This is a genomic window from Paraburkholderia fungorum (assembly GCF_046027215.1).
In the GTDB taxonomy this organism is placed as follows: domain Bacteria; phylum Pseudomonadota; class Gammaproteobacteria; order Burkholderiales; family Burkholderiaceae; genus Paraburkholderia; species Paraburkholderia fungorum_D.
In genome coordinates, this window is record NZ_JAQQEN010000002.1 from 1,318,942 (window position 1) to 1,339,704 (window position 20,763).

18 protein-coding genes are annotated in these 20,763 nt (G+C 62.7%); 7 read left to right on the forward strand and 11 right to left on the reverse strand.

Annotation, left to right across the window (positions count from 1 at the left end; all coding sequences use genetic code 11):
* Positions 1-62 precede the first annotated feature (62 nt).
* The 5 genes from PQR27_RS26520 to PQR27_RS26540 all read left to right on the forward strand — a co-directional run bounded on the left by PQR27_RS26520 (position 63) and on the right by PQR27_RS26540 (position 4,650).
* On the forward strand, positions 63-926 hold the full coding sequence (locus tag PQR27_RS26520) for a branched-chain amino acid ABC transporter permease (RefSeq protein ID WP_408528309.1): 864 nt from the start codon (positions 63-65) through the stop codon (positions 924-926).
* A gap of 8 nt (positions 927-934) precedes the next feature.
* Positions 935-1,945, forward strand: a complete 1,011-nt coding sequence (locus tag PQR27_RS26525) for a branched-chain amino acid ABC transporter permease (RefSeq protein WP_408526579.1) — start codon at positions 935-937, stop codon at positions 1,943-1,945.
* Positions 1,938-2,702, forward strand: coding sequence for an ABC transporter ATP-binding protein (locus PQR27_RS26530; RefSeq protein ID WP_408526580.1), 765 nt, complete (start codon positions 1,938-1,940; stop codon positions 2,700-2,702). The genes PQR27_RS26525 and PQR27_RS26530 overlap by 8 nt, the downstream gene beginning before the upstream one ends.
* Positions 2,689-3,396 (forward strand): ABC transporter ATP-binding protein, encoded by a 708-nt coding sequence (locus tag PQR27_RS26535; protein ID WP_408526581.1) that lies wholly within the window; start codon positions 2,689-2,691, stop codon positions 3,394-3,396. Before PQR27_RS26530 ends, PQR27_RS26535 begins: the two co-directional genes overlap by 14 nt.
* A gap of 69 nt (positions 3,397-3,465) precedes the next feature.
* Positions 3,466-4,650, forward strand: coding sequence for an ABC transporter substrate-binding protein (locus tag PQR27_RS26540; RefSeq protein ID WP_408526582.1), 1,185 nt, complete (start codon positions 3,466-3,468; stop codon positions 4,648-4,650).
* Positions 4,651-4,757: 107 nt separating this feature from the next.
* Here PQR27_RS26540 and PQR27_RS26545 read toward each other — a convergent pair whose 3' ends face one another.
* Positions 4,758-6,467, reverse strand: a complete 1,710-nt coding sequence (locus tag PQR27_RS26545) for a long-chain fatty acid--CoA ligase (protein WP_408526583.1) — start codon at positions 6,465-6,467, stop codon at positions 4,758-4,760.
* Positions 6,468-6,602: 135 nt separating this feature from the next.
* Positions 6,603-7,376 carry an SDR family oxidoreductase gene (locus PQR27_RS26550; protein WP_408526584.1) on the reverse strand — a complete coding sequence of 258 codons (774 nt, stop codon included), beginning with the start codon at positions 7,374-7,376 and terminating at the stop codon, positions 6,603-6,605.
* A 254-nt stretch (positions 7,377-7,630) separates the two neighbouring features.
* On the opposite strand from PQR27_RS26550, the gene PQR27_RS26555 reads away from it, so the two are divergent.
* Positions 7,631-9,436 (forward strand): acyl-CoA dehydrogenase, encoded by a 1,806-nt coding sequence (locus PQR27_RS26555; protein WP_408526585.1) that lies wholly within the window; start codon positions 7,631-7,633, stop codon positions 9,434-9,436.
* A 64-nt stretch (positions 9,437-9,500) separates the two neighbouring features.
* Here PQR27_RS26555 and PQR27_RS26560 read toward each other — a convergent pair whose 3' ends face one another.
* From PQR27_RS26560 to PQR27_RS26595, 8 genes are all read right to left on the reverse strand, one after another.
* A complete protein-coding gene (locus tag PQR27_RS26560) occupies positions 9,501-10,403 on the reverse strand; it encodes an IclR family transcriptional regulator (RefSeq protein ID WP_408526586.1) in 903 nt (300 codons plus the stop codon).
* Positions 10,404-10,663: 260 nt separating this feature from the next.
* Positions 10,664-11,809 carry a diguanylate cyclase domain-containing protein gene (locus PQR27_RS26565; RefSeq protein WP_408526587.1) on the reverse strand — a complete coding sequence of 382 codons (1,146 nt, stop codon included), beginning with the start codon at positions 11,807-11,809 and terminating at the stop codon, positions 10,664-10,666.
* Positions 11,769-12,482, reverse strand: a complete 714-nt coding sequence (locus PQR27_RS26570; RefSeq protein ID WP_408526588.1) for a hypothetical protein — start codon at positions 12,480-12,482, stop codon at positions 11,769-11,771. The genes PQR27_RS26565 and PQR27_RS26570 overlap by 41 nt, the downstream gene beginning before the upstream one ends.
* Positions 12,483-13,015: 533 nt before the next feature.
* Entirely contained in the window at positions 13,016-13,360 is a 345-nt protein-coding gene (locus PQR27_RS26575) for a cupredoxin domain-containing protein (RefSeq protein WP_408526589.1), read from the reverse strand.
* A 42-nt stretch (positions 13,361-13,402) separates the two neighbouring features.
* Positions 13,403-14,347, reverse strand: coding sequence for a metallophosphoesterase family protein (locus PQR27_RS26580; protein ID WP_408526590.1), 945 nt, complete (start codon positions 14,345-14,347; stop codon positions 13,403-13,405).
* Positions 14,348-15,139: 792 nt separating this feature from the next.
* Entirely contained in the window at positions 15,140-15,580 is a 441-nt protein-coding gene (locus PQR27_RS26585; protein WP_408526591.1) for an SRPBCC family protein, read from the reverse strand.
* A gap of 240 nt (positions 15,581-15,820) precedes the next feature.
* Complete coding sequence (locus tag PQR27_RS26590; protein ID WP_408526592.1) at positions 15,821-16,972, reverse strand: branched-chain amino acid ABC transporter substrate-binding protein; 1,152 nt, start codon at positions 16,970-16,972, stop codon at positions 15,821-15,823.
* A 132-nt stretch (positions 16,973-17,104) separates the two neighbouring features.
* The gene (locus tag PQR27_RS26595) at positions 17,105-18,334 is read right to left on the reverse strand and encodes an NAD(P)/FAD-dependent oxidoreductase (protein ID WP_408526593.1); all 1,230 of its coding nucleotides are present in this window, start codon (positions 18,332-18,334) and stop codon (positions 17,105-17,107) included.
* Positions 18,335-18,681: 347 nt separating this feature from the next.
* Between PQR27_RS26595 and PQR27_RS26600 the strand changes: the two genes are divergently transcribed.
* On the forward strand, positions 18,682-20,085 hold the full coding sequence (locus PQR27_RS26600; RefSeq protein WP_408526594.1) for an aminotransferase-like domain-containing protein: 1,404 nt from the start codon (positions 18,682-18,684) through the stop codon (positions 20,083-20,085).
* A 48-nt stretch (positions 20,086-20,133) separates the two neighbouring features.
* Here the strand turns inward: PQR27_RS26600 and PQR27_RS26605 are convergent, their stop codons facing one another.
* Positions 20,134-20,748: an HAD family hydrolase gene (locus PQR27_RS26605; RefSeq protein ID WP_408526595.1), complete on the reverse strand. Its 615-nt coding sequence runs from the start codon at positions 20,746-20,748 to the stop codon at positions 20,134-20,136.
* Positions 20,749-20,763: the final 15 nt, after the last annotated feature.

The window sequence follows — 20,763 nt, forward strand, 5'->3', positions numbered from 1 at the left end:
AAATTTCTCTCGCGCCAGTGTGCTCTGTGTTTCGCAACGTGGGAGGGTGTAAAAGCGTGGATATGTTTTTGCAGCAGGTCCTCAACGGGCTGACCCTGGGCGGCATTTACAGCCTCGTCGCGCTCGGGCTCACGCTGGTGTACGGCATTCTCGCGGTGCCGAATTTTGCACACGGCGCGTTCTACATGGTCGGCGCATTCGTCTCGTTCTATCTGATGAGCCGGCTCGGCTGGAACTACTGGATCGCGATGATCGGCTCCGGCCTCGCCGTCGCGGTTCTGGCGATTCTCGCCGAGCGGCTGGTGTTCCATCCGCTGCGCAAGTCTTCCGAATTGCACCCCATGATCGCCGCGATTGGCCTGCTGCTGTTTCTCGAAGCCGGCGCGCAGGCGATCTGGGGCGCCGACTTCCACCGCATGGCAACGCCGTATGCCGGCATCGTCGATCTGGGCGGCGTCACCGCGCCGCTGCAGCGCCTGTTGATCATCGGCAGTGCGTTCGCTCTCGTCGTGCTGCTGCAACTCTTCCTCCGCTACACCGTGATCGGCTCGAGCATCATCGCGATGGCGCAGGACCGCGACGGTGCTTCGCTAATGGGCATCGACGCCAACAAGGTGACGATGCTCACCTTCGGCATCTCAGGCCTGCTCGCCGCAGTGGCCGCCACCCTGTATGCGCCGATCAATCTCGTCTATCCGGCAATGGGTCAACTCGTGATCCTGAAGGCCTTTGTGATCATCATTCTCGGCGGCATGGGCAGCGTGCCGGGCGCGATTGTCGGTGGCCTGATCATCGGCATGGCCGAGAGCTTCGGCGCCTTCTATATCTCGACCGACTACAAGGACATCATCGCCTTCGTGCTGCTGGTGGTGATCCTGTCGGTTCGTCCCCAGGGGCTATTCACGAAGGAACTGCGCGCATCGTGAAATCATTCATGAAATTATTCGAGGGCAAGCTGGGATGGTCGCTGCTGTTCGCGCTCGGTGTCGTGTTTCCATTCCTTGCCAGCAATGACTACATGCTCACGGTCATGTCCACCGCGTACATTTTCGCGCTGGCCACTGTCGGGCTGAATCTGATCACGGGCTACACGGGGCAGTTCAATCTCGCGCACGGTAGTTTCATGGCGGTGGGCGCGTATACGGTCGGGATACTGACGGTCGATCATCAGGTGCCGTTCTGGCTGGCGTTCGTCGCGTCGGGCGTGGTCGTCGCGGTGCTGGGCGCGCTGGTCGGTCTCGTGTCGCTGCGACTGCGCGGCCACTACTTTTCGATCTTCACGCTGTGCGTGGGCTACATCCTGTTTCTCGTGATCGAGAAATGGGACAGTCTCACGCACGGCGTCTCGGACATCGTCGGCATCCCGGCGCCTTCCGGCTTCGGCATCGTGTCGTTCGAGAATCCTCGCGCACTTTATTACCTTGTGTTCGCGTTTCTCGTGCTCGGCGTGTGGCTGATGCATCGCATCGTCGATTCACTGCTCGGCCGGACCTTCATGGCGATCCGCAATAGCGACGGCCTCGCGCAGTCGCTCGGCATCAACCTGATGCGCAACAAGGTGCTGGCCTTTGTGTTGTCGGTCGTCTATGCGGGACTCGCCGGTGGTCTCTACGCGGGTGCCGTGCGCTTTCTCGGCCCGGATCTGGCGGGCGTCGACCATACCTTCGACATGACCATGTACATGCTGGTGGGCGGCATCGGCACCCTCGCCGGCCCGCTGCTCGGTGCACTCGCGATTCCCTGGCTCACCCAGTACCTGCAGTTTCTGCAGGAGTACCGCTTCGTCGTATTCGGCCCGATCCTGATTCTGCTGGTGATCTTTCTGCCCAACGGTATCGTCGGCCTGTATCAGGCACACTACGGCCGGCGCGAGCAACGTGCAACGCCACGAAGCGGCAGGGTCGGGCGTCAGTCGCGGTCCGCGCGTGGAGACCGTCATGCTTGAAATCGAATCGCTCAGCAAACGCTTCGGCGGCCTCGTCGCGGTAGACGACATCAGCACGCATATCGAGGCCGGCAAAATCAACGCGATCATCGGCCCGAACGGCGCGGGCAAGACCACCTTCTTCAATCTGATCAGCGGCACGCATCTGCCGAGCTCGGGCCGCATCCTGTTCAAAGGGAAGGACGTCACGCGTCTCGGCGCCGATCAGATGGCGCGCCTCGGCGTGGCGCGCACGTTCCAGTCCACGGCGTTGTTCGACCGGGCAAGCGTGCTGGACAACCTGATCGTCGGTCACCGGCTGCGCACCCGCTCAGGCTTGTGGGACGTGCTGACGCATTCGTCGCGGCTCAGGCAGGAGGAACGCATTTGCCGTGAGAAAGCGCGCGAGGCGCTGGACTTCGTCGGGTTGTCCGCGATGGCCGAACGGATGGCGGGCGACATCTCGCAGGAAGAGCGCAAGCGCGCGGCCGTGGCGCTCGCGCTCGCCACCGTTCCGAGCCTGATGCTGCTCGACGAACCGGCGGGCGGCGTGAATCCGGAAGAGACCGAAGGTCTCGCCGAACTGATCCGCAAACTGGTGAAACACGGCGTGACGGTGTGCCTCGTCGAACACAAGATGAACATGATCATGAAGCTCGCCGACCGCATTACGGTGCTGAATTACGGCAAGAAAATCGCCGAGGGCACGCCCGCCGAAATTCGCGCGAACCCCGCCGTGATCGACGCTTATCTTGGGAGCGAGCATGCTGAAGTTTGACAACGTCGCGCTCGACTACGGCAGTTTCCGCGCGCTGGACGGCATCAACCTGCACGCGAACGACGGCGAACTGGTGGTGCTGCTTGGTGCGAACGGCGCGGGCAAAAGTTCGATCTTCCTCGCCACCAGCGGCCTGCGTCGTACGGCCGGCGGCAGCCTGCGTCTCGGAACACGCGAGCTGCTCGGCATGACGCCCGCGCAGATCGTGCGCGCTGGCGTAATTCAGTGCCCTGAGGGCCGCAAGCTGTTTCCGGGCATGTCGGTGCTGAAGAACCTCACGCTGGGCGCCTACGTGCATCGCGGCGACACCGCCGGCAACCGGCGCAATCTCGACCAGGTGTTCTCTCTGTTTCCGCTGCTCGCCGAACGCAAGGACCATCCGGCCGGTTCGTTGTCCGGCGGCCAGCAACAGATGGTGGCGATCGGCCGCGCGATGATGGCGCGGCCCAAGGTGCTGCTGCTGGACGAACCGTCGCTCGGCCTCGCGCCGCTGGTGGTCAAGCAGGTGTTCGACGTGATCCAGCAGATCAACCGCGCGGGCACGACGGTGCTGCTCGCCGAACAGAATGCGTTCGCCGCGTTGAAGATCGCGCACCGCGCTTACGTGATCGAGAGCGGCCGCATCGTGCTCGAAGGCGATCAGGCCAGTCTGATGAACAACGAAGCGATCCGGCGCGCCTACGTGGGCGGCTGAACGAATCCGATGCATTGCCTGAGCGCCATCTGCGCTCGGGCACTTCCGACCATTCCAAAGGAGACACCTATGACGATCAAACGCTTGTGCGGCCGGGCCGGGCTCTATGCGACAGTCGCCACGACTGCGCTGCTGGGCGCCGGCGCCGCGATGGCGCAGCAGGTGGTGCATATCGGCTTTTCGGGCCCCTTGAGCGGCGGCGCGGCGAAGTATGGTCAGGAAGTGCTTGAAGGGATGCAGATGGCCGCAGCCGATGTGAATCAGGCGGGCATCGAAGTAGCCGGCAAGAAGATCAAGCTGGAAATCGTGCCGCTCGACGACCGGTACAACCCCAGCGAAACCGCGATCAACGCCCGGCGCCTCGCGCAGGAGCAGCAGGCGGCCGTGGTGCTGGTGCCGCATTCAGGCGGCGGCTTCGCGGTGCAGACCAGCAACGAGCAGCAGAAACTGCTGTTGCTCTCGTACACCAGCGTGCCGCAGATCAGCGCGCGCGGCAACAAACTCACCGTGCGGATTCCGCCTGAATTCACGTCGTATCTGAACTCGTTCATCAAGTACGAAATGGCAACGTACGGCAAGAAAGTCGCGCTCGCCGCTACGGATACCGACTACGGCAAGGTCTGGGTCGCCGCGTTCAAGCCCGCGTGGGAAGCAGCCGGTGGCACGATCGTCGCGGACAATCCGATGTCGTATAACCGTGCCACGGATTTCTACAGCGGTGTGAGCCGTGTGCTGGCGGCCAAGCCCGATGTGATGTTTATCGGCGGCCCCTCCGAGCCGACCGGCCTGATCGCGCAACAGGCGCGCGAGCTGGGCTTCAAGGGCGGCTTCATCGTGATGGATCAGGCGAAGCTCGACGAAGTCGCCAAGGTCACCGGCGGCTATGCGCCGCTAAACGGCGCGATCGGCGTGCTGCCGCTGGCTGATGATGAAACGCCGCCCGCGAAGGCGTTTGTCGAGCGCTTCCGCAAGAGTCATGGCGGACGCGATCCGAGCCAGGAAGTGTCACTGAACTACACGGCGGTCTATGCAACGGCGCTGGCGATGAAACTGGCCGGCAGCACCAGCGACGCAACTGCGATCCGCAACCAGTTCGACAAGGCAGTCAAGGCGTTGCCGCCGCAGAACAATCCGCAAAGCGTGACGGGTGTGGATGATCGCGGCGGCTTTGTGATCGGCAATCCGCTCGCCGCGGTGGTTCAGGGTGGTCAGCTGAAGTCGGCCGGTTTGAACACGCTCACCGCTGCAAAATAGAAGCACTGCGAGAAGCCCTGCGATTGCCAGGGCGCGCGGTGCGCGTCGTTTTCCAGGCGACGCACCGCTGCCTGATCACAGTCACGCTTCAAGCCAGCTCATGAGTCTCAGCCGCCACGTGTGCCGTTGCTTTCGGCCGCGGCAGCGGTGCGCGCCGCGTCCTCTTCCTGCAACTTGCGCCACAGGATCTTGCCGCTGCCCGACTTCGGCAGCGACGCAACGAACTCGACGATGCGCGGCGCCTTGTATGGCGCCATCTGCTCATGGGCCCAGTCGATGATCTCCTGCGCGCTGATCGTGTCCGCGTGCGCCGCATCGGGCACGACCAGCGCCTTCACGGTCTCGCCGCGTTTCTCGTCTTTCACGCCGATCACGCACACCTCGTGAATCGCCGGATGCCGGTACATCAGCGCCTCCACCTCCGCGGGCCAGACCTTGTAGCCTGAAGCGTTGATCATCCGCTTCAGACGGTCGGTCATGAAGAAATAACCGTCCTCGTCGATATGGCCGAGGTCGCCGGTGCGCAGAAAACGCTTGTCGTCGAGTTCGATAAACGCCTCCTCGGTGCCCTTTGGATCGCGCCAGTAGCCCAGCATCACCTGCGGCGCATTGACGACGATCTCGCCGGTTTCGCCCGCCGGAAGTTCCTTCAGCGTAGCCGGATCGATCACGCGGGAGTCCACGTCGAACACCGGAATGCCGAGGCATTGTGGCTTCGGCCGATGCGGTGGATTGATGTGCGTGCCTGCAATCGTCTCCGACATGCCGTAACCCTCGACATAGTCGAGCCCGGTCAGCGTTTTGAGCTTTTTGGCGACCGCATCCGGCATGGCCGCGCCGCCACCGCGCGTGCCGGTCAGGCTCGACAGATCGTATTCGCTCAATTTCGGGTTCGACAGAAAGTCGACCATCATCGTCGAGATCGATTGCCAGGCGGTAACGCGGTATTTCTGCATGCAGATCGCCGCCGCATCGCGATCCCAGCGCGGCAGCACGACGATCGTCCCGCCGCAAAACACCGCGCTATTCATCCCGCCCTGCATGCCGGTGACGTGAAAGAACGGCAACACCGATAGATGAACACCGTCTGCCGGCGCCGAGAACCATACGCAGCCGCCGAGCAATGTGCTCATCACGCTGCGGTGCGTATGCATGCAGCCCTTCGGTTTGCCCGTGGTGCCCGAGGTATAGGGCATCACGCACAAGTCATCCGGACCGGTGGTGAGCGGCCCTGGCGCGAGACGCCGTTCGAGCACGGTATGCCACGGTGTCACGCCGGGGATGTCGAAGATTTTGCGCGGCGCGGCCACGAATTCGGGCACGGGAATCGGCGACGGCCGCTTCAGATAATCGCTATACGTCGCCACAATGGCGTGCTGGATGCCCTGACCTGGACCGTCGCCGATCAGCGGCTCGACGTTCGCGAACAGGCACTGCGGCGCGATGATCGTGGTCGCGCCACTGTCTTCGACGTAGTGACGCAACTCGGTGGTCATGTTCATCGGATTGACCGGCACCACCACCGCGTTCGCCCGCAGAATGCCGTAATACGCGAGGACCCATTGCGGGCTGTTCTGCATGTACAGGAGCACGCGGTCGCCGGATTTGACGCCACATTCCTGCTGCAGGAATCCCGCGATCCGTTCACATTCGTCCTTGAACTCGCCGAACGTGACCGGCGTGTCGTAGAAGATGATGAAGGGCTTGTCGGGAAACCGCGCCGCCGACACTTCGGCGTTATAGAAGATGTTCGTTTCGGGCAGCGTCAGATGCAGCGGCACTTGCGGCGGCCAATGCGGGTGATGGCGTTGGTTCATGGGTGTCTCCTGCTTTTACGTTTCGTGACCGCCCGGGACGGCGCCCAGGTTCCATCTTCGCGATGGCATTGCGGTGTACTTCATCGGGACCGCCTGCACAGCACAGCACAGCACAGCGTGCGCGAACTCGCACCGTCACACGATGATCGCGCCGCCGTCCACCGCGAAATACTGGCCGGTGATGTGGCGCGACGCTTCGCTTGCGAGAAAGACCGCCGGGCCCTTCAGATCTTCGTCGCCGCCCAGCCGCTGCAAAGGCGTGCGCGACACGATCGTGTCTTCGAGTTTATCGAGCAACCCCGCCGTCATCTTCGACGGGAAAAAGCCCGGGCAGATTGCGTTGACGTTGATGTTGTACTTGCCCCATTCCGCGGCGAGCGCGCGCGTGAAATTGATCGCAGCGGCCTTCGAGGTGTTGTACGCAATCGTGTTCATGCCGGGCGGCGAACCCTTCAGCCCGGCCACGGAGGCGATATTGATGATCTTGCCGGCGCGGCGCGGAATCATGCTGCGTTTGCCGACCTCGCGAGCGAGGAAAAACGGCGCATTAACGTTCAGGTTCATCACCTTGTGCCACGCTTCGTCGGGGTAATCTTCCGCCGGTGCGCCCCATGTGGCACCCGCATTGTTGATGAGAATATCGATGTGGCCATGCACGCCGAGCACTTCATCCACCAGAGCGGGAATGCCCTCGAACCGCTGCAGATCGTTGACCACGGTCTGCACCTCGATACCCCGGCTTTGCAGATGCGTTTTCGCCTCGGCAAGCTCATCGGCCTTGCGTGCGGTAATCGCGACACGGCAGCCCATTTCCCCCAATGCCTCGGCCATTTGCAGACCAAGTCCGCGCGAGCCCCCAGTGATCAGTGCAACCTTGCCGTCCAGTTGAAACAGGTCTTTCACGGACATTACGACGCCCCTCCAAGTTGTTCTGCTATGCAAACTTCTATTCCAGATCTACCGTTCATCATACGTGCCGAAATTCGCCCTGTAAATAAAAGCACGCTCATTCACTTTCAGGATAAACTGACACGCATCGCTGCCTGGCGGATCATCGGGACTTACCCCAATACCGCGCTCCTGAACCAAACCGCGATCGTGCAAATTGCGCTCGCCGCGCAGTCGGTCCGCACAGCGGATTACCTTTAGACGGGTCCTCTCCCATGCAAGATGCGCTGATCATCAACCCACGCGATCTGGAGTTCCAGCTGTTCGAAGTGCTCGAAGCCGAGGCACTCACGCAGCGTGCACGCCATGCGGATCACAGCCGCGAGACCTTCAACGCGGCGCTCGAAACCGCGCATGCGGTCGCCACCGAAAAGTTCGCCACGCATAACCGTCTTTCAGACGAACACGAACCGCAGTTCGATGGTCACCGCGTCACGCTGCCCGCCGAGGTGAAAGACGCGCTCGACGCGTTTCGCTCAGCCGGCTTCCTGGCGGCGGCCAAGGATTACGAATGGGGCGGCATGCAATTGCCGGCGGTCATTTCCTTTGCGTGCCTGTCGCTCTTCAAGAGCGCAAACATCGCCACGTCCTCTTACGCGATGCTGACCACGGCAAATGCGAACGTGATCGAACGCTTCGGCAGCGCGGCGCAAAAGCGCAAATATTTACAGGCGCTCTTCGAAGGCCGCACGTTCGGCACGATGGCGCTGACCGAACCGCAAGCGGGTTCGAGCCTGTCCGATCTCGTCACCAGTGCAACGCCGAATGCGGATGGCACGTACTCGATCCGCGGCAACAAGATTTTTATTTCGGGCGGCGATCACGAGTTGAGCGAGAACATTGTCCATCTGGTGCTCGCGCGGATTCCCGGCGGGCCGCCGGGTGTCAAAGGCATCTCGCTCTTCACGGTGCCGAAATTCCACGTCAACGAAGACGGCACGCTCGGCGCGCGCAATGACGTCGCGCTCGCGGGCCTGATTCACAAGATGGGCTGGCGCGGCACCACCTCGACCATGCTGTCGTTCGGCGAACGCGGAGAATGTATCGGCGAACTGGTCGGCGAAGCGCATCACGGTCTCGCCTACATGTTCCACATGATGAACGAGGCCCGTATCGGCGTCGGGCTCGGCGCGGTGATGCTCGGCTATCGCGGCTATCTGGCTTCGCTCGAATACGCGCGCGAACGGCCGCAAGGCCGTCGTCCGGACAATAAGAATCCGCTCGATCCGCAATTGCCGCTGATCGAACACGCCGACGTGCGCCGCATGCTGCTCGCACAAAAGGCCTATGTGGAAGGCGCGTATGCGTTGTCGCTTTACGCGGCGCGCCTCGTCGACGAACAGAACACCGGTGAGAGCGACACCGCGCGCGCCGAAGCGGGCTTGCTGCTCGACCTGCTGACGCCCGTGGTCAAATCCTGGCCGTCACAATGGTGCCTCGAAGCGAATAGCCTTGCGATCCAGATTCACGGCGGCTACGGCTATACGCGCGAATATCCGGTGGAGCAGTTCTACCGCGACAATCGCCTGAACCTGATTCACGAAGGCACGCACGGCATCCAGGCGCTCGATCTGCTGGGCCGCAAGGTCGTCATGAAACAGGGCGCAGCCCTCAGGCTGCTTGGGCGCGAAATCCAGCGCAGCATCGAGACGGCGCGCGACGACGTGGCGCTGCGCGCGTACGCCGATGCACTGGGTACGGCATGGAACGAGTTGACCGGCACGGTCGAGGCCTTGCTGCCCACCCTCGCCAGCGAAAGCGAACGCGCGCTTGCCAACGCGAACGCTTTTCTCGAAGGGTTCGGCCATATCGTCGTGGCGTGGACGTGGTTGCGGCAGGCGATCGTCGCCAGCGCAGCGTTGCCAGAAGCGAAAAGCGAGGCCGACCGCGACTTTTATCGCGGCAAGCTGCACGCGTGTCAGTGGTTCTTCCGCTGGGAATTGCCGCGCGTCTCGCTGATGCTCTCTACGCTGCGCAGCCTTGACGATACGACGCTCACCATGGCGCCCGGGTGGTTCTAAGCGCAGCCGCGGCGACTTTATCTGTCATCACGGCCAACCAGGCAAGCCAGGAAAGCGCGCTCGCTCAGTGCGACAGCGCGCTTTCGAGTTGCGTGACCACGTCGATCAGACGTGGCCGCACTTCTTCCAGCAGAAACTCTTTCGAGAGTTTGAACGAAGGGCCGCCCACATTGATCGCCATGATCGGCAACTCGCCGCCTGGCTGGAACGCGCGCGCGATACCGTTGACATCTTTCTGCCACTCGCCGAACGAAGTCGTCACGCCGAGCGTGTGATAATCGTCGAGCGCCTGCTCGATGCCGCGACGGGTTTTCGGCCACGCAACGTGATCGAGTTCGCGTACCTGCTCCATAAAACTGAGGCGGTCATGCTCGGGAACCGCCGCTAGCCACGCGCGGCCGATCGCGGATGTCGCAACCGGAATCCGCGAGCCGACTTCGAGCGTCAGCGTGAGCGCCACCGAACCCCGGCAATTTTCCACATAGATCATCGAGAGCCGGTCGCGCGTGCCCAGTGAGACGGTGGCGCCGGAGATATCGGCCAGTTCCTGCATCACGGGACGCGCGATCTTGCGCACGTCGAGGCGCGCAAGCATCGCACTGCCCAGCGCGAGCGACGCCGTGCCGAGCCGGTATTTGCCGCTCTCTTTCAGATGAATCAGATAGCCGAGCAGCGTGAGCGTATGCGTGAGGCGCGACACGGTCGACTTTGGCAGCTTGCAGCGCTGTGCGAGTTCCTGATTGCTCAGCGATTTGTCGCCCGAGCGGAAACAGGCAAGCACTTCCAGCCCGCGCGCGAGTGCGGTGACGAAGTGGCGGTCTTCCTTGTGTGCCGCGTGCGCGGTCCGGGTAGAGAGGGTGGCGTGGGCGTCGTGCGTCTTGCCCGATGAAGCCGGTTTCTGCATGGCTTCGGTGGGGATCGGTGAATCGATGGATGGATCGATCGGGCTGTTATCGGATTTGTTCAAAATGGAACGCGCTCCCGCGAAACGGCTGCTTCTGAAGGACACATCGTGAGCTGGATCAGGGGTGATCCGGGCTGCGGAATTATAGTCCGATTGGCCTCGCACAACCGACTACGCTTTCCCGTTAGCATACCGCCCGTGGCGTTGAGGCAGGGATTCCGTGTGTCACCGAGTGCTTGCCGGCAGTGGACCGGCAGCGCAACAGAACGGCGAGTTCCGCGCCGGCCTGCATCGCCTGACGTAGGGGCATCGGAGCCTCGCGCTCAGTCTGACTGAGCCGCAAACGCGTAGCCGTTCTTGCCGCTGCGCTTGACCCGGTACATCGCTGCGTCGGCTGCGGCCAACAGCCGCTGATAGTCGCCGACGGGCGAGGGAAAACTGGCGATGCCGATGCTGGCGCGAACCAGTCCGATGTCCATCTGCTCGTCTGTCTGCGCCACGCAGGCGATCAGGTCCTCGGCAATGTCGCCGAGTTCCGCGTCTGTCGAAAATGCCCGGATCAGCACCGCGAACTCGTCACCGCCGATCCGCGCGACGAGGTCGGCTTGACGAACCGATTCCCGAAAACGCTTTGACACCGCGATCAGAAACTCATCGCCGATCCGGTGGCCGAGCGAGTCGTTGACCTGCTTGAAGCCGTCCAGGTCGACATACAGAACCGCGATTCTTTGCGGCGTGAAGCCGGCGAACGGCCGGGTCGCGTTTTCCTCCAGCTTGGCGAAAAGCATGCGCCGGTTCGGCAGTCCGGTCATCGGATCGTGCAGCGCCGCATGTTCGAACGCATACGCGCGACCTGCCAGCTGACGGGTCCGTTTGGCGTACATCGCCAGCGCTGTAATCGACATGCACAACATCAGCGCCGCCAGCGCGATCAGGGTGTCAGCGACATGGGCAATGCGCACCCGAACGTCGGCGCTATCGGCATCGCGCTGCGCGCGCCAGTAGGCCGACACTTTGCCGAGTAGCATGTCCGCGTCGGCCAGATCGGCGTCAGGCGAGAGCGTGGACGAAGGAATATGCGGCGCCGCGGACGGACTCGCGTTCACCAGCGCGGCGAGCAATGCGAGGCGGTGCGCGAAGTCGGCGCGCGCCTGCCGAAAGCCTGGCGCGCGGGCGTCGCTACCTCCTGACAGTTGCTGCCAGACCCCGACCACATGCCGCGCGCTTTCCGCGCGCCCGACGGCTTCCAGAACGAGCCCCGCATATTCCTGCTTCAACTGGTCGGAAAAGATGGTTCTGATCTGCAATGCCAGATACAGAAGGCCGACCAGCAGGCAAAGCACCGATGCGCCGGCGAGCGTAGCCGGGCCCGGCCTGAAGCGCGCTGCGCGTGCGCGCCCGGAATCGGTACGCCGGGAACGCAGCCGCTCAGGGATGGGCGTAGGGATCTTGCTGTCTTCCGGTGCCATGCTGCCGATAGTTGACGCGACGAAAGAACAGACTCATGCGGGCGAGCAAGCCGCCTTTAGGCTTGGCGCTCGCCGGGCGCAAGTGCCGATCTTGCGGCGCAGCACGCCCGTCCTTGCCGGCTCGCCCTGTGGCCACCGGTTGCTGCGTGGGGGCATCGGGTGAGGACGCTACTCCGCGTGCGGCGTGAACCGACGACGCGGGCGCGGTGCCCGCTACCGCGGCCTGGGTTGGGGCTTGCGTTTGGGTCGGTCCCGACGGCGAGCGCTGCGATCGCATCACTTGCCCGGACCAGGAGGCCAGTTCGCCGCCCTCTTCGCCGGTCGTCGCCGCGGTAGCGTTAGGAGCTGCCGCCGTTGATGGCACCGCCGTGGGCGTGGGCGTGGGGGTTGGCGTTGACGAAGCCCGTAAAGCCGGCGCGGCCAATGCCGTCACGCCGAGCGCCTGACGCGCGCTCGCCATGGCTTCGGCATAGGCTCGCTGATCGTGATTGAACCACACGCCGTAAGCGACCGTGGCCATGACCCCGAAGGCCAGCGCGCCCGCCGCCGCCACGCAAAGGGCCAGACGCCCAAATCGTGCGGGCGGCGCCGCGAGCACGGGGTGATAGTTCGCGTCGAATCCAGTACTCGGGCCACCGGCAGCGGTGCCTGGCAAGTCGGTATCGTTGAGCATCGTAATACTCTCCGGAATCCTGACGTCTTGCCTGTCGGCAGACGTCGGTCACACACAGACTTTGTTCACACAATTCGCGCCGGTCGATGTAAAGCCGCTAAACGACTGTACCCCGTACGCCCAACGGCGACAACACGGCGGTGTTGCGTTTTAAACAGCGAAGAAGCGCACCGGCGCCACGTTGGAAAAAACAGGTAAAACGTGCCATGCCGCGAGCAAAAGCAGCCACGCTGAAAGGCCGCACGGGTTGTCGTTCCATGCTGGTTCCGGCGCGGCGACATGAACATCAGGTAAACGCCGCCGACAGCAAACCAGCGCGCAACAAACAAGCCCGCACGGACCGTTGGTTATGCGCTTACCGCTTAAAACAGTGGAGGGACTGCAGACCAATCGGGCATCTGACGGGAGACGGCATTCTGCTTTACTGGTTCGGCGATCGGCGTAGCACGTGGAGGTCTCATCCATCCGCTTCACGATGCCGCTGCTTGTCATGCAGCGGCAGCCGAAGTGCGACGCGTGTGGGCAACGGGCCCCTATTGCACCGTGATTGTTTCCTTCATATTCGGGTGGATGCCGCAGAAGACCTTGTAGACGCCGGGCTTATCGAATTTGTACGCGTAGGTGTCGTTCTGATCGAGAGCGGCTGAGCGAAAGACGCCGGCGTCATTCACCACCGTGTGCGGTTCGCCATCGAGATTTTTCCAGGTGACGGTCGAACCGGCCTTGATGGTGACGTCCATTGGCGAGAACATGAAATTCTTGATGACAACGGTATTGGGGGTCTCCGCGCGCGCTGTGGACATGGCGGCTGATGCGGCGATGACTGCCGAACCGCCGATCAGAACGAATAACAGACGGCGAATAGTATTAGTTTGCATAACTGATCTCCTGCGCGTAAAAGGTGTTCGGGTGTGCGTTTTTCAGACGAGCGTCGTATCGTCGAGCGTCGCCTTGAGCGGGTGACGGGCAATCTTGATGCTGGTCACGCCGAGCATCTTGGGGAGCTGATCGCTTGCCACGGTCAGCGGACCCGGGCCGGGACCGTTGCCCGCGCCCGGTTGTGGATAGGCGGTCGAACGTGCGGTATGGAACGTGATGTTGCCTTCGACCTTCGACACGATCTGGTGAATATGTCCATTCAGGACCGTGACCGAGCCGAAGCGTTTCAGATAGTTCATTGCCTGGCCCGCGTCCCCGGTGCCCCAGCCCCACGGTTCGTAGATGGTCCACATCGGCATATGTGCGAAGACCACGACGGGTGTGCTGGATGAACGCCCCTTCAGGTCGTTCTCGAGCCAGGCGAGTTGCTCGTCGCCGAGACTGCCCAGGCCGTTCTGCTTGAAATGCATGACGTTGACGAGCCCGACGAAGTGCACGCCGTTGTGGTCGAAGCTGTAATAGCCTTTATTGTCCGAGGCCTGCCCGAAGCGTTTGAAGTATTCCGTTCCGGGGCCGTCGGTCACGTCGTGCTCGCCCGGCACGGTGTGCAGTTCGGTGATATTCAGACCCGACATCAACTGTGCCGCGAGGTCGAACTCCGCCGGTTTGGAAAGGTGCGTGATGTCGCCTGTATGGATGGTGAGCGCCGGCTTGACTGGCATGGCGTTGACGAACTCGATGGTTTGCCTGAGCGTACCCGCCACGTCTGGGTTGGCTTCTTTGTTGAAGCCGATGTGCGAGTCGCTGATTTGCAGGAACAGCGGGACGCCGGACATGGTTGAGGTTTTATTCGCGTCGGCCGCGAGGGCCAGCTCCATGGGGGTGAGGATGCCGCCGGCGAGGACGAACAGGGTGCCTGCGCTGCCGAATGCCAGGCATTTGAGCGCATTGCGGCGCGATGGATCGAATGATTGATGTGATGACATGGTGGCCTCTCGATTGGGCCGCGGGTGTGGGCCCCGCGGGGTGTTCATCAAGGATGACTGGCCAGTCGTGTGGTTTATTCCCGGTGTTTGGTGGGTTTTTTTTGCCTTTGGCGGCGGCAGGTTGGTTTGTTTGCCTGCGGCGTTGGGGTTTTGCCTGTTCTGTTTGCCTACGGCGTTTTGCCTTTCCTTGCTTTCTTATTGGTCTATTAGCGTCGCCCCTGTGCGGGGCAGGCACCTACTTTTCTTTGCCGCCGCAAAGAAAAGTAGGCAAAAGAAAGCGGCTCAAACCGCTAACTCTTAAGCGGGTCCCCTGGCTTGGAGGGGCTGGTGGTGCGATAAACGGATCACACCTCGGTCCATAACGGTCTGTGACACAGCCGTCATCCGCTCCCACTCCGCACTGCGTGCGTCGCGGACGGGTCTGCCAGGGAAACCGGGCGCTTCGTTTGCGCGCAGCGGGGGCCATCGGCTTCGCCTCGGCGAGGCGCCGAAATGCGTCGGAAGTTTTGGAACTGGGTGAGTGGTTTGATGAAGTACCGCCCCGGCGCGCGCAGCGCCGTCGGAAGCATGACGGCCTGGTCACTCAGGTGGGGAGGTGCGCAGGCCCAATCTCTACGGAGCCACGATCCCCTCCAAGCCAGGAGAGCCGCTTAAAAATTAGCGGTTGGAGCCGCTTTCTTTTGCCTACTTTTCTTTGCGGCGGCAAAGAAAAGTAGGTGCCCCCCGCACAGGGGGGACGCTAATAAACCAATAAGAAATGAAACACCAAACGCTGTAGGCAAAAAAACACCCCTACCCCGCTCCCTCAACCAGCCCGACGAGCTTCTCAAGGGCCCCACCCCATCCCACCTGATGCGCATCACGCTCGCCTTCGTCAGCAAACTGCGCATGCGTAAAAATCATCTCGGTCCCATCCGCGACCGACCGAAATCTGATTGTCACCAGCGAGCGCTGTTCCGGCATCGTCACCCACTCCCAGGTGAAGACGAGCTTGCTGTCCACTTCGACTTCCTGATATTCGCCGCGGCAGTCGTGCGTTTCACCATCCAGCGTCTGGAACACCACGCGAAAGCGGCCGCCCACCCGCGGATCCGCTTCGACGCTCAGCACGGGTCCGGCGTCAGGCCCCCACCAGCGCGCCATCAGTTCAGGCCGCGTCCACGCCGCGTAGACCCTCGCAGGCGGTGCCTTGATGCGCCGGACAATGGTCAGGCTCGGCTTCTCCTCGATCATCCCCCTCCCCCTCAATAAAATCGGCAGGCCGGTCGAGACCGGCGGACCAGAACCGCTCACAACGCCGCAACCGCGCTATCGCTTCTTCCATCGGACCCGCGACCCACTCCCGCGCGAACCGAGCAGGCATGCGGCGGCGCGCGAGGGCCGCGAGTGCGGAGAACGTGCGATCGAACTGATCGGCAGAACACTTTACCAATTGGTGAACTATAGGCAATGACGACGGGGAATCAAGCGCTTTTACACGCCGCTGCCGCCCACGGTCTTGATGCTCTTCCACTGGCCTTGCTGGACCTGAAACAACGTATAGGGCGGCTTGATCAGATCGCCGTAGGCGTCGAATGTGATGTTTCCCGTTACGCCCGTCACAGCAACTTTCGAAAGACTGTCGACGATCTTCGCCCGGTCGAGCGAATCGGCGCTATGAATCGCCTTGATCATGGCAAGCGCGGCGTCATACGCGAACGGCGCATACAGTTCGACATCCTGATTGAAACGCGCCTTGTAGCGCTTGCCGAACGCCTGCGCGGCAGGAAGCTTGTCGAGGGCCGGTCCGGGCTCGAGATCCTGCGTACCGTCACCCGCCGTGCCGGCGATCTGCAGGAAAGCATTGCTCTTCAGCGCGCCCGCGCCGAACAGTTGCGCCGTCATGCCCAGCGAGCGCATCTGTTTCACCAGCATCGCACCCTGCTCATCCAGGCCGCCGAAGAAAATCAGGTCGACGTTCCTGCTCTTGAGCGTGGTGAGAATGGCGCGAAAATCAACCGCTTTGTCGTTGGTGAACTCGCGGTCGACCACATTGCCATTCGCCTCTTTGACGCCTTTCTCGAACGCGTCAGCCAGACCCTGCCCGAACGCCGTCCGGTCATCGATGATGCCGATGCGTTTCGCCTTCATCTGCTCCACCACGAAATGCCCTGCAACGACGCCGCCCACACCGTCGTGCCCCATCGTGCGGAACACGTTCTTGTAGCCCTGCTTGGTGAGTTGCGGATTGGTCGAACCCGGCGTAATCATCGCGACATTCGCCTGATGATAAACAGTCGATGCCGGAATGCTGCACCCGGAGTTGTAGTGGCCAATCACGCCGACCACGCCATCATCGACCAGTTTCTGCGCGACCTGAATCGCCACGCGCGGATCGCCCTGATCGTCCTGCACATCGAGTACGAACTTGACCGGTTTTCCGCCGATAACGGGATGTTTGGCGTTCTCTTCATCGAGCGCCAGTTGCGCGCCATACTGCAAATCCTTACCGACGCGCGCGACCGGACCCGTCAACGGCCCAACGAAGCCGATCTTGACGACTTCGGGATCGGCCGCCCACGAAGACTGCATCTGCGTGGCTAATGCGCAGACGGCCAGACTCAACAGCCAATAACGGCGATTCATGATGCGCTCCTTGTGGGATGTGGCGTCGCGCGTTGTACAGGTCGACCGATCCGATGCGCGACGCGTCGAAACTGTCCGGCGGTGCTGGTGGTGAAGCTCGCAAACGTGTGCTGTCAAAGGCCTCTGTTCAATTCAGAACCGCGCGGCCGCGTAAGGCGCGAGATCGAGTGGCGGTGCGCGCTGCGCGATCAGGTCGGCGACGATACGCCCGCTCACGCCGGCGAGCGTGAGCCCGAGATGCTGGTGGCCGAAGGCGTAGATCACCCGGTTGCTCGCGCGCGAGCGTCCGAGCACGGGCACGCCATCCGGCAAGGTCGGACGAAAACCCAGCCAGCTGCTATCGGGTGTATCGAGTCCGGGCAAGGCGCGCTTCGAAGAAAACGTCAGCAGATCGAGCAGCGAACGGTTGCGCGTGTCGCCGAAGCCGGCGAGTTCGACGGTACCGGCCACACGTAGGCCGTCGCTCATCGGCGTCATGTAAAAGCCGCGTTCGGCCCAGCCGACCGGCCGTGAAATCAGCTGTTGCGCGCCCGGAAAACGAACGTGATAGCCGCGCTCCGTGTCGAGCGGAACCGCGTCGCCGCATTGTCTGGCGAACTGCGCGGAGCGCGCGCCGGTGGCGATCACCACATGACTGAAACGGCGCGCGCTGCCGTCGACATTCACGCTCGCGCCGTCCGCGAGCGGTTCCACCGTCTGCACGGCCGAACGCTCCAGCGTCAATCCTTGCGCGGCAAGCTGCTGATAAAGCGTTTGCAAAAAACCGTGTGGATCGGAAAAGTGCCAGCTGTTGCTGAACAGAACGCCGCGCTCGAAAATCGGCGCGAGCGCCGGTTCGAGCGCACGAATGTCGCTGCCGCCGAGTACCTCGAAAGTAACGCCCAGCTTCTGGCGCAGATCCAGCGCGGCACGTGCGCCGTCGAACGAAGCCGCGTTCGAATACAGATAAAGACACTCATGCGGCCGGACAAAGCGCGCCAGCTCCGCGTCCGCCAGCAGCGGTGCATAACCGTCTTGCGCGCAATCGAGCAGCGCGGCGAGCGCACCAGCGCTCGCTTCGTAGCGGCGCGGCAGCGAACTCGCCATAAAGCGGGCAAGCCACGGCGCGAGATGCGGCAGATACCCCCAACGCAGCCTGAATGGACTGTCGTTCGAGAGCAGAAAACGCGGCAGATCGCGAAACACGGACGGGTTGTTGACGGGGATGCACGCATAGTGCGCGAACGTCCCGGCGTTGCCGAACGATGCACCCTGCCCGACGCCGGCCGGATCGAACAGCGTGACTCGATGGCCGTCGCGCATCAGCGCCGCAGCGCTCGCGAGGCCGATGAATCCCGCGCCGATAATGGCAATCTCTGACATCACTTGCATCCTTCCAATGCATAAGGGGATTGCGGAAAGCTCATCGGGACACGCCTGCCGACGGATTGGATACGGCCCCGCGACGTCCGAACGTACATGCCACCAGACAAACTATGGCACTCAGAATCACACAATATTTTTTTGTGTGCAATTAAAACGCGCATTGTGTGGCCCTGGCATTTTCCCTGGATGGTCTATGGCGCGGTCCTTGCAAAGTACGGAGAAGCGGCTGCGGCAGAGCCTGATCGCAGCCTTTAAGCCTTGCAGAGCCGCTTGTCTGGTATAGAATCGGCAAAATTCCGCACAATCGCGGACAAAGCTGATTTTGTATGGAGACATCGGTTCTTATGGCTTCTGACAAAAACACGGCGCGCGGGGCGAACGGCGCGCCGGCGCAGACGAAACGCTCCACGTATGTCGAAGTGTCCAGTTCGATCGAGAGCGAGATTCGCAGCGGCGTCTATCCGCCAGGTAGCCGCTTGCCGCCCCAGCGGCAACTCGCCACGGAACTCGGCATCAACGTGTCGACGGTGTCGCGCGCGTACAAGGAATTGCAGTTGCGCGGGCTGGTGATCGGCAGCAAGCGGCGCGGTTCGCTCGTGACCGGTGGCGCCATGCCGAGCGTCGAACCGGCGCAGGCCGCGAGCAACGCGGCGATCGACCTGACCGTCAACCGGCCGGCCACCGGCGAATTCCTGACGTGCCTCGCGCGCACGCTGGCGGAACTGCCACGCGATCCGCGCTACCCGCAGTTGCAGGAGTATCAGCCGCCGCAAGGTCCGCTGTGGGCGCGCGCCGCCGGCGCCCGCTGGATGGCGGCGCCGGGCTTTGCGCCGGCCGTCGACCATGTGGTGGTGACGAGCGGTGCGCAGCATGGTTTGTATGCGGTGCTGAACAGCCTGATCGGCACGGACGGCGTGATCCTCGCCGACCAGCTCACCTACTACGGCCTGAAAGCCCTTGCACCGGTTTTCCAGTTCGAGATCGTGGGCATTCCAAGCGACCGCGACGGCCTGCTCACCGACGAGGTCGAGCGCGCCTGCCGGCGCATGCCGGTGAAGGCCATCTTCACGGTGCCGAATCTGCAGAATCCGACCGTCACGACCATGAGTCTCGAGCGCCGGATGGCGCTCGTCGACATCGCGCGCCGGCACGGTATAGCGATCATCGAGGACGACGTCTATGGGCCGCTCGTGTCGCAGCGTCTGCCGACGATTGCGAGCCTGTGTCCCGAGCTGACGTTCCATCTTGCCGCGACCTCGAAGATCCTCGCGCCGGGCTTGCGGCTCGGCTATCTGCTGAGTCCGCCGGAAAGCGCCGCGTTATGTGCGGAGGCCGTGCGCACCACGGCATGGATGCCCGCGCCGATGTCGATGCTGATCGCGTCGATCTGGATCGAGGACGGCACCGCGCGTCACATCATGGACGCGCAGCTCGCCGAAATTCGCGCGCGCCAGGACCTGGCGCGGGAGTTGTTGCCGCAGGAATTGCTGCAAACCGATCCGGCCTGCATGTTCGTCTGGCTCAAATTGCCGAAGCCGTGGCGTGCCGACGATTTTGCGGCGAATGCCAAAGCGCGCGGCGTCGTGGTGATGCCGTCGTCCGCGTTTGCGGTGGACAGGTCGGAGATCGAACACGGCGTGCGGATCAATCTCGCCTGCGCGACGAGCCGCGATCAACTGGTGAGCGCATTGCGGTTGTTGACGGGCACGCTCAAGGATCGTCCGCGTGCGCTGTTTGGGACGATCTGAAGCGGGCTGCCGGACATGGTGAACGACGCGATTTGCGCCGCCACGCCACTACATCAGGCCGCGCCGCGTCAGCTCGTCGGCCAGCGCATCGACGCCGACAAACGTGTAACCCTGCAAACCCGCGGCGACTGCGCCCATTGTGTTGGCATCCGTATCGTCGATGAAAAGCGTCTCGGCCGGAGCGACACCGAGCCCCTCGACACAGCCCAAATAGGTTTGGGCCGCCGGCTTCGCCGCGCCAAACGAAGCGGAGGCATAAACGTGGGGACCGAAAAGCCGCGCGACGGGCGGATTCAGATAGCCGATGTTTTCGGTGAGCAGACGGCAGTTGTTCGTCAGCACCGCGATCGGGTAACGCTCGGCCACACTCGCGGCAAGCGCGAGCACCGCCGGGTCCGGCGTGATCGACGCGTGGCGGGCATCTAGCCAGTCGTCGCGGCTGACGGGATGGTTCAGCAGACCGCCCAACTCGCTCAGGTATTCGTCATCGCCAATCAATCCGGCGTCGGCACGTGCTTCAAGTCCCGATCCCCAGATGGCGTGACGGACCGTCTCCGGCGCCTGTCCCGATAGGGCCGCGAGACGCTCGACTCGCGCGGCGCGATCGTAACGGGACAATACGCCCTCCATATCGAACAGGACCAGCTTGATGGATGCAGTCATGCTGTCGGCCTCGCG

Bases quoted from the DNA above. Each gene is read 5' to 3' on its own strand.
- PQR27_RS26585 (WP_408526591.1), bottom strand. From the start codon at position 15,580: ATGATCGAGGAGAAGCCGAGCCTGACCATTGTCCGGCGCATCAAGGCA.
- PQR27_RS26575 (WP_408526589.1), bottom strand. From the start codon at position 13,360: ATGCAAACTAATACTATTCGCCGTCTGTTATTCGTTCTGATCGGCGGT.
- PQR27_RS26550 (WP_408526584.1), bottom strand. From the start codon at position 7,376: ATGTCCGTGAAAGACCTGTTTCAACTGGACGGCAAGGTTGCACTGATC.
- PQR27_RS26570 (WP_408526588.1), bottom strand. From the start codon at position 12,482: ATGCTCAACGATACCGACTTGCCAGGCACCGCTGCCGGTGGCCCGAGT.
- PQR27_RS26605 (WP_408526595.1), bottom strand. From the start codon at position 20,748: ATGACTGCATCCATCAAGCTGGTCCTGTTCGATATGGAGGGCGTATTG.
- PQR27_RS26525 (WP_408526579.1), top strand. From the start codon at position 935: ATGAAATTATTCGAGGGCAAGCTGGGATGGTCGCTGCTGTTCGCGCTC.
- PQR27_RS26535 (WP_408526581.1), top strand. From the start codon at position 2,689: ATGCTGAAGTTTGACAACGTCGCGCTCGACTACGGCAGTTTCCGCGCG.
- PQR27_RS26555 (WP_408526585.1), top strand. From the start codon at position 7,631: ATGCAAGATGCGCTGATCATCAACCCACGCGATCTGGAGTTCCAGCTG.
- PQR27_RS26530 (WP_408526580.1), top strand. From the start codon at position 1,938: ATGCTTGAAATCGAATCGCTCAGCAAACGCTTCGGCGGCCTCGTCGCG.
- PQR27_RS26540 (WP_408526582.1), top strand. From the start codon at position 3,466: ATGACGATCAAACGCTTGTGCGGCCGGGCCGGGCTCTATGCGACAGTC.
- PQR27_RS26545 (WP_408526583.1), bottom strand. From the start codon at position 6,467: ATGAACCAACGCCATCACCCGCATTGGCCGCCGCAAGTGCCGCTGCAT.
- PQR27_RS26565 (WP_408526587.1), bottom strand. From the start codon at position 11,809: ATGGCACCGGAAGACAGCAAGATCCCTACGCCCATCCCTGAGCGGCTG.
- PQR27_RS26520 (WP_408528309.1), top strand. From the start codon at position 63: ATGTTTTTGCAGCAGGTCCTCAACGGGCTGACCCTGGGCGGCATTTAC.
- PQR27_RS26595 (WP_408526593.1), bottom strand. From the start codon at position 18,334: ATGTCAGAGATTGCCATTATCGGCGCGGGATTCATCGGCCTCGCGAGC.
- PQR27_RS26600 (WP_408526594.1), top strand. From the start codon at position 18,682: ATGGCTTCTGACAAAAACACGGCGCGCGGGGCGAACGGCGCGCCGGCG.
- PQR27_RS26580 (WP_408526590.1), bottom strand. From the start codon at position 14,347: ATGTCATCACATCAATCATTCGATCCATCGCGCCGCAATGCGCTCAAA.
- PQR27_RS26590 (WP_408526592.1), bottom strand. From the start codon at position 16,972: ATGAATCGCCGTTATTGGCTGTTGAGTCTGGCCGTCTGCGCATTAGCC.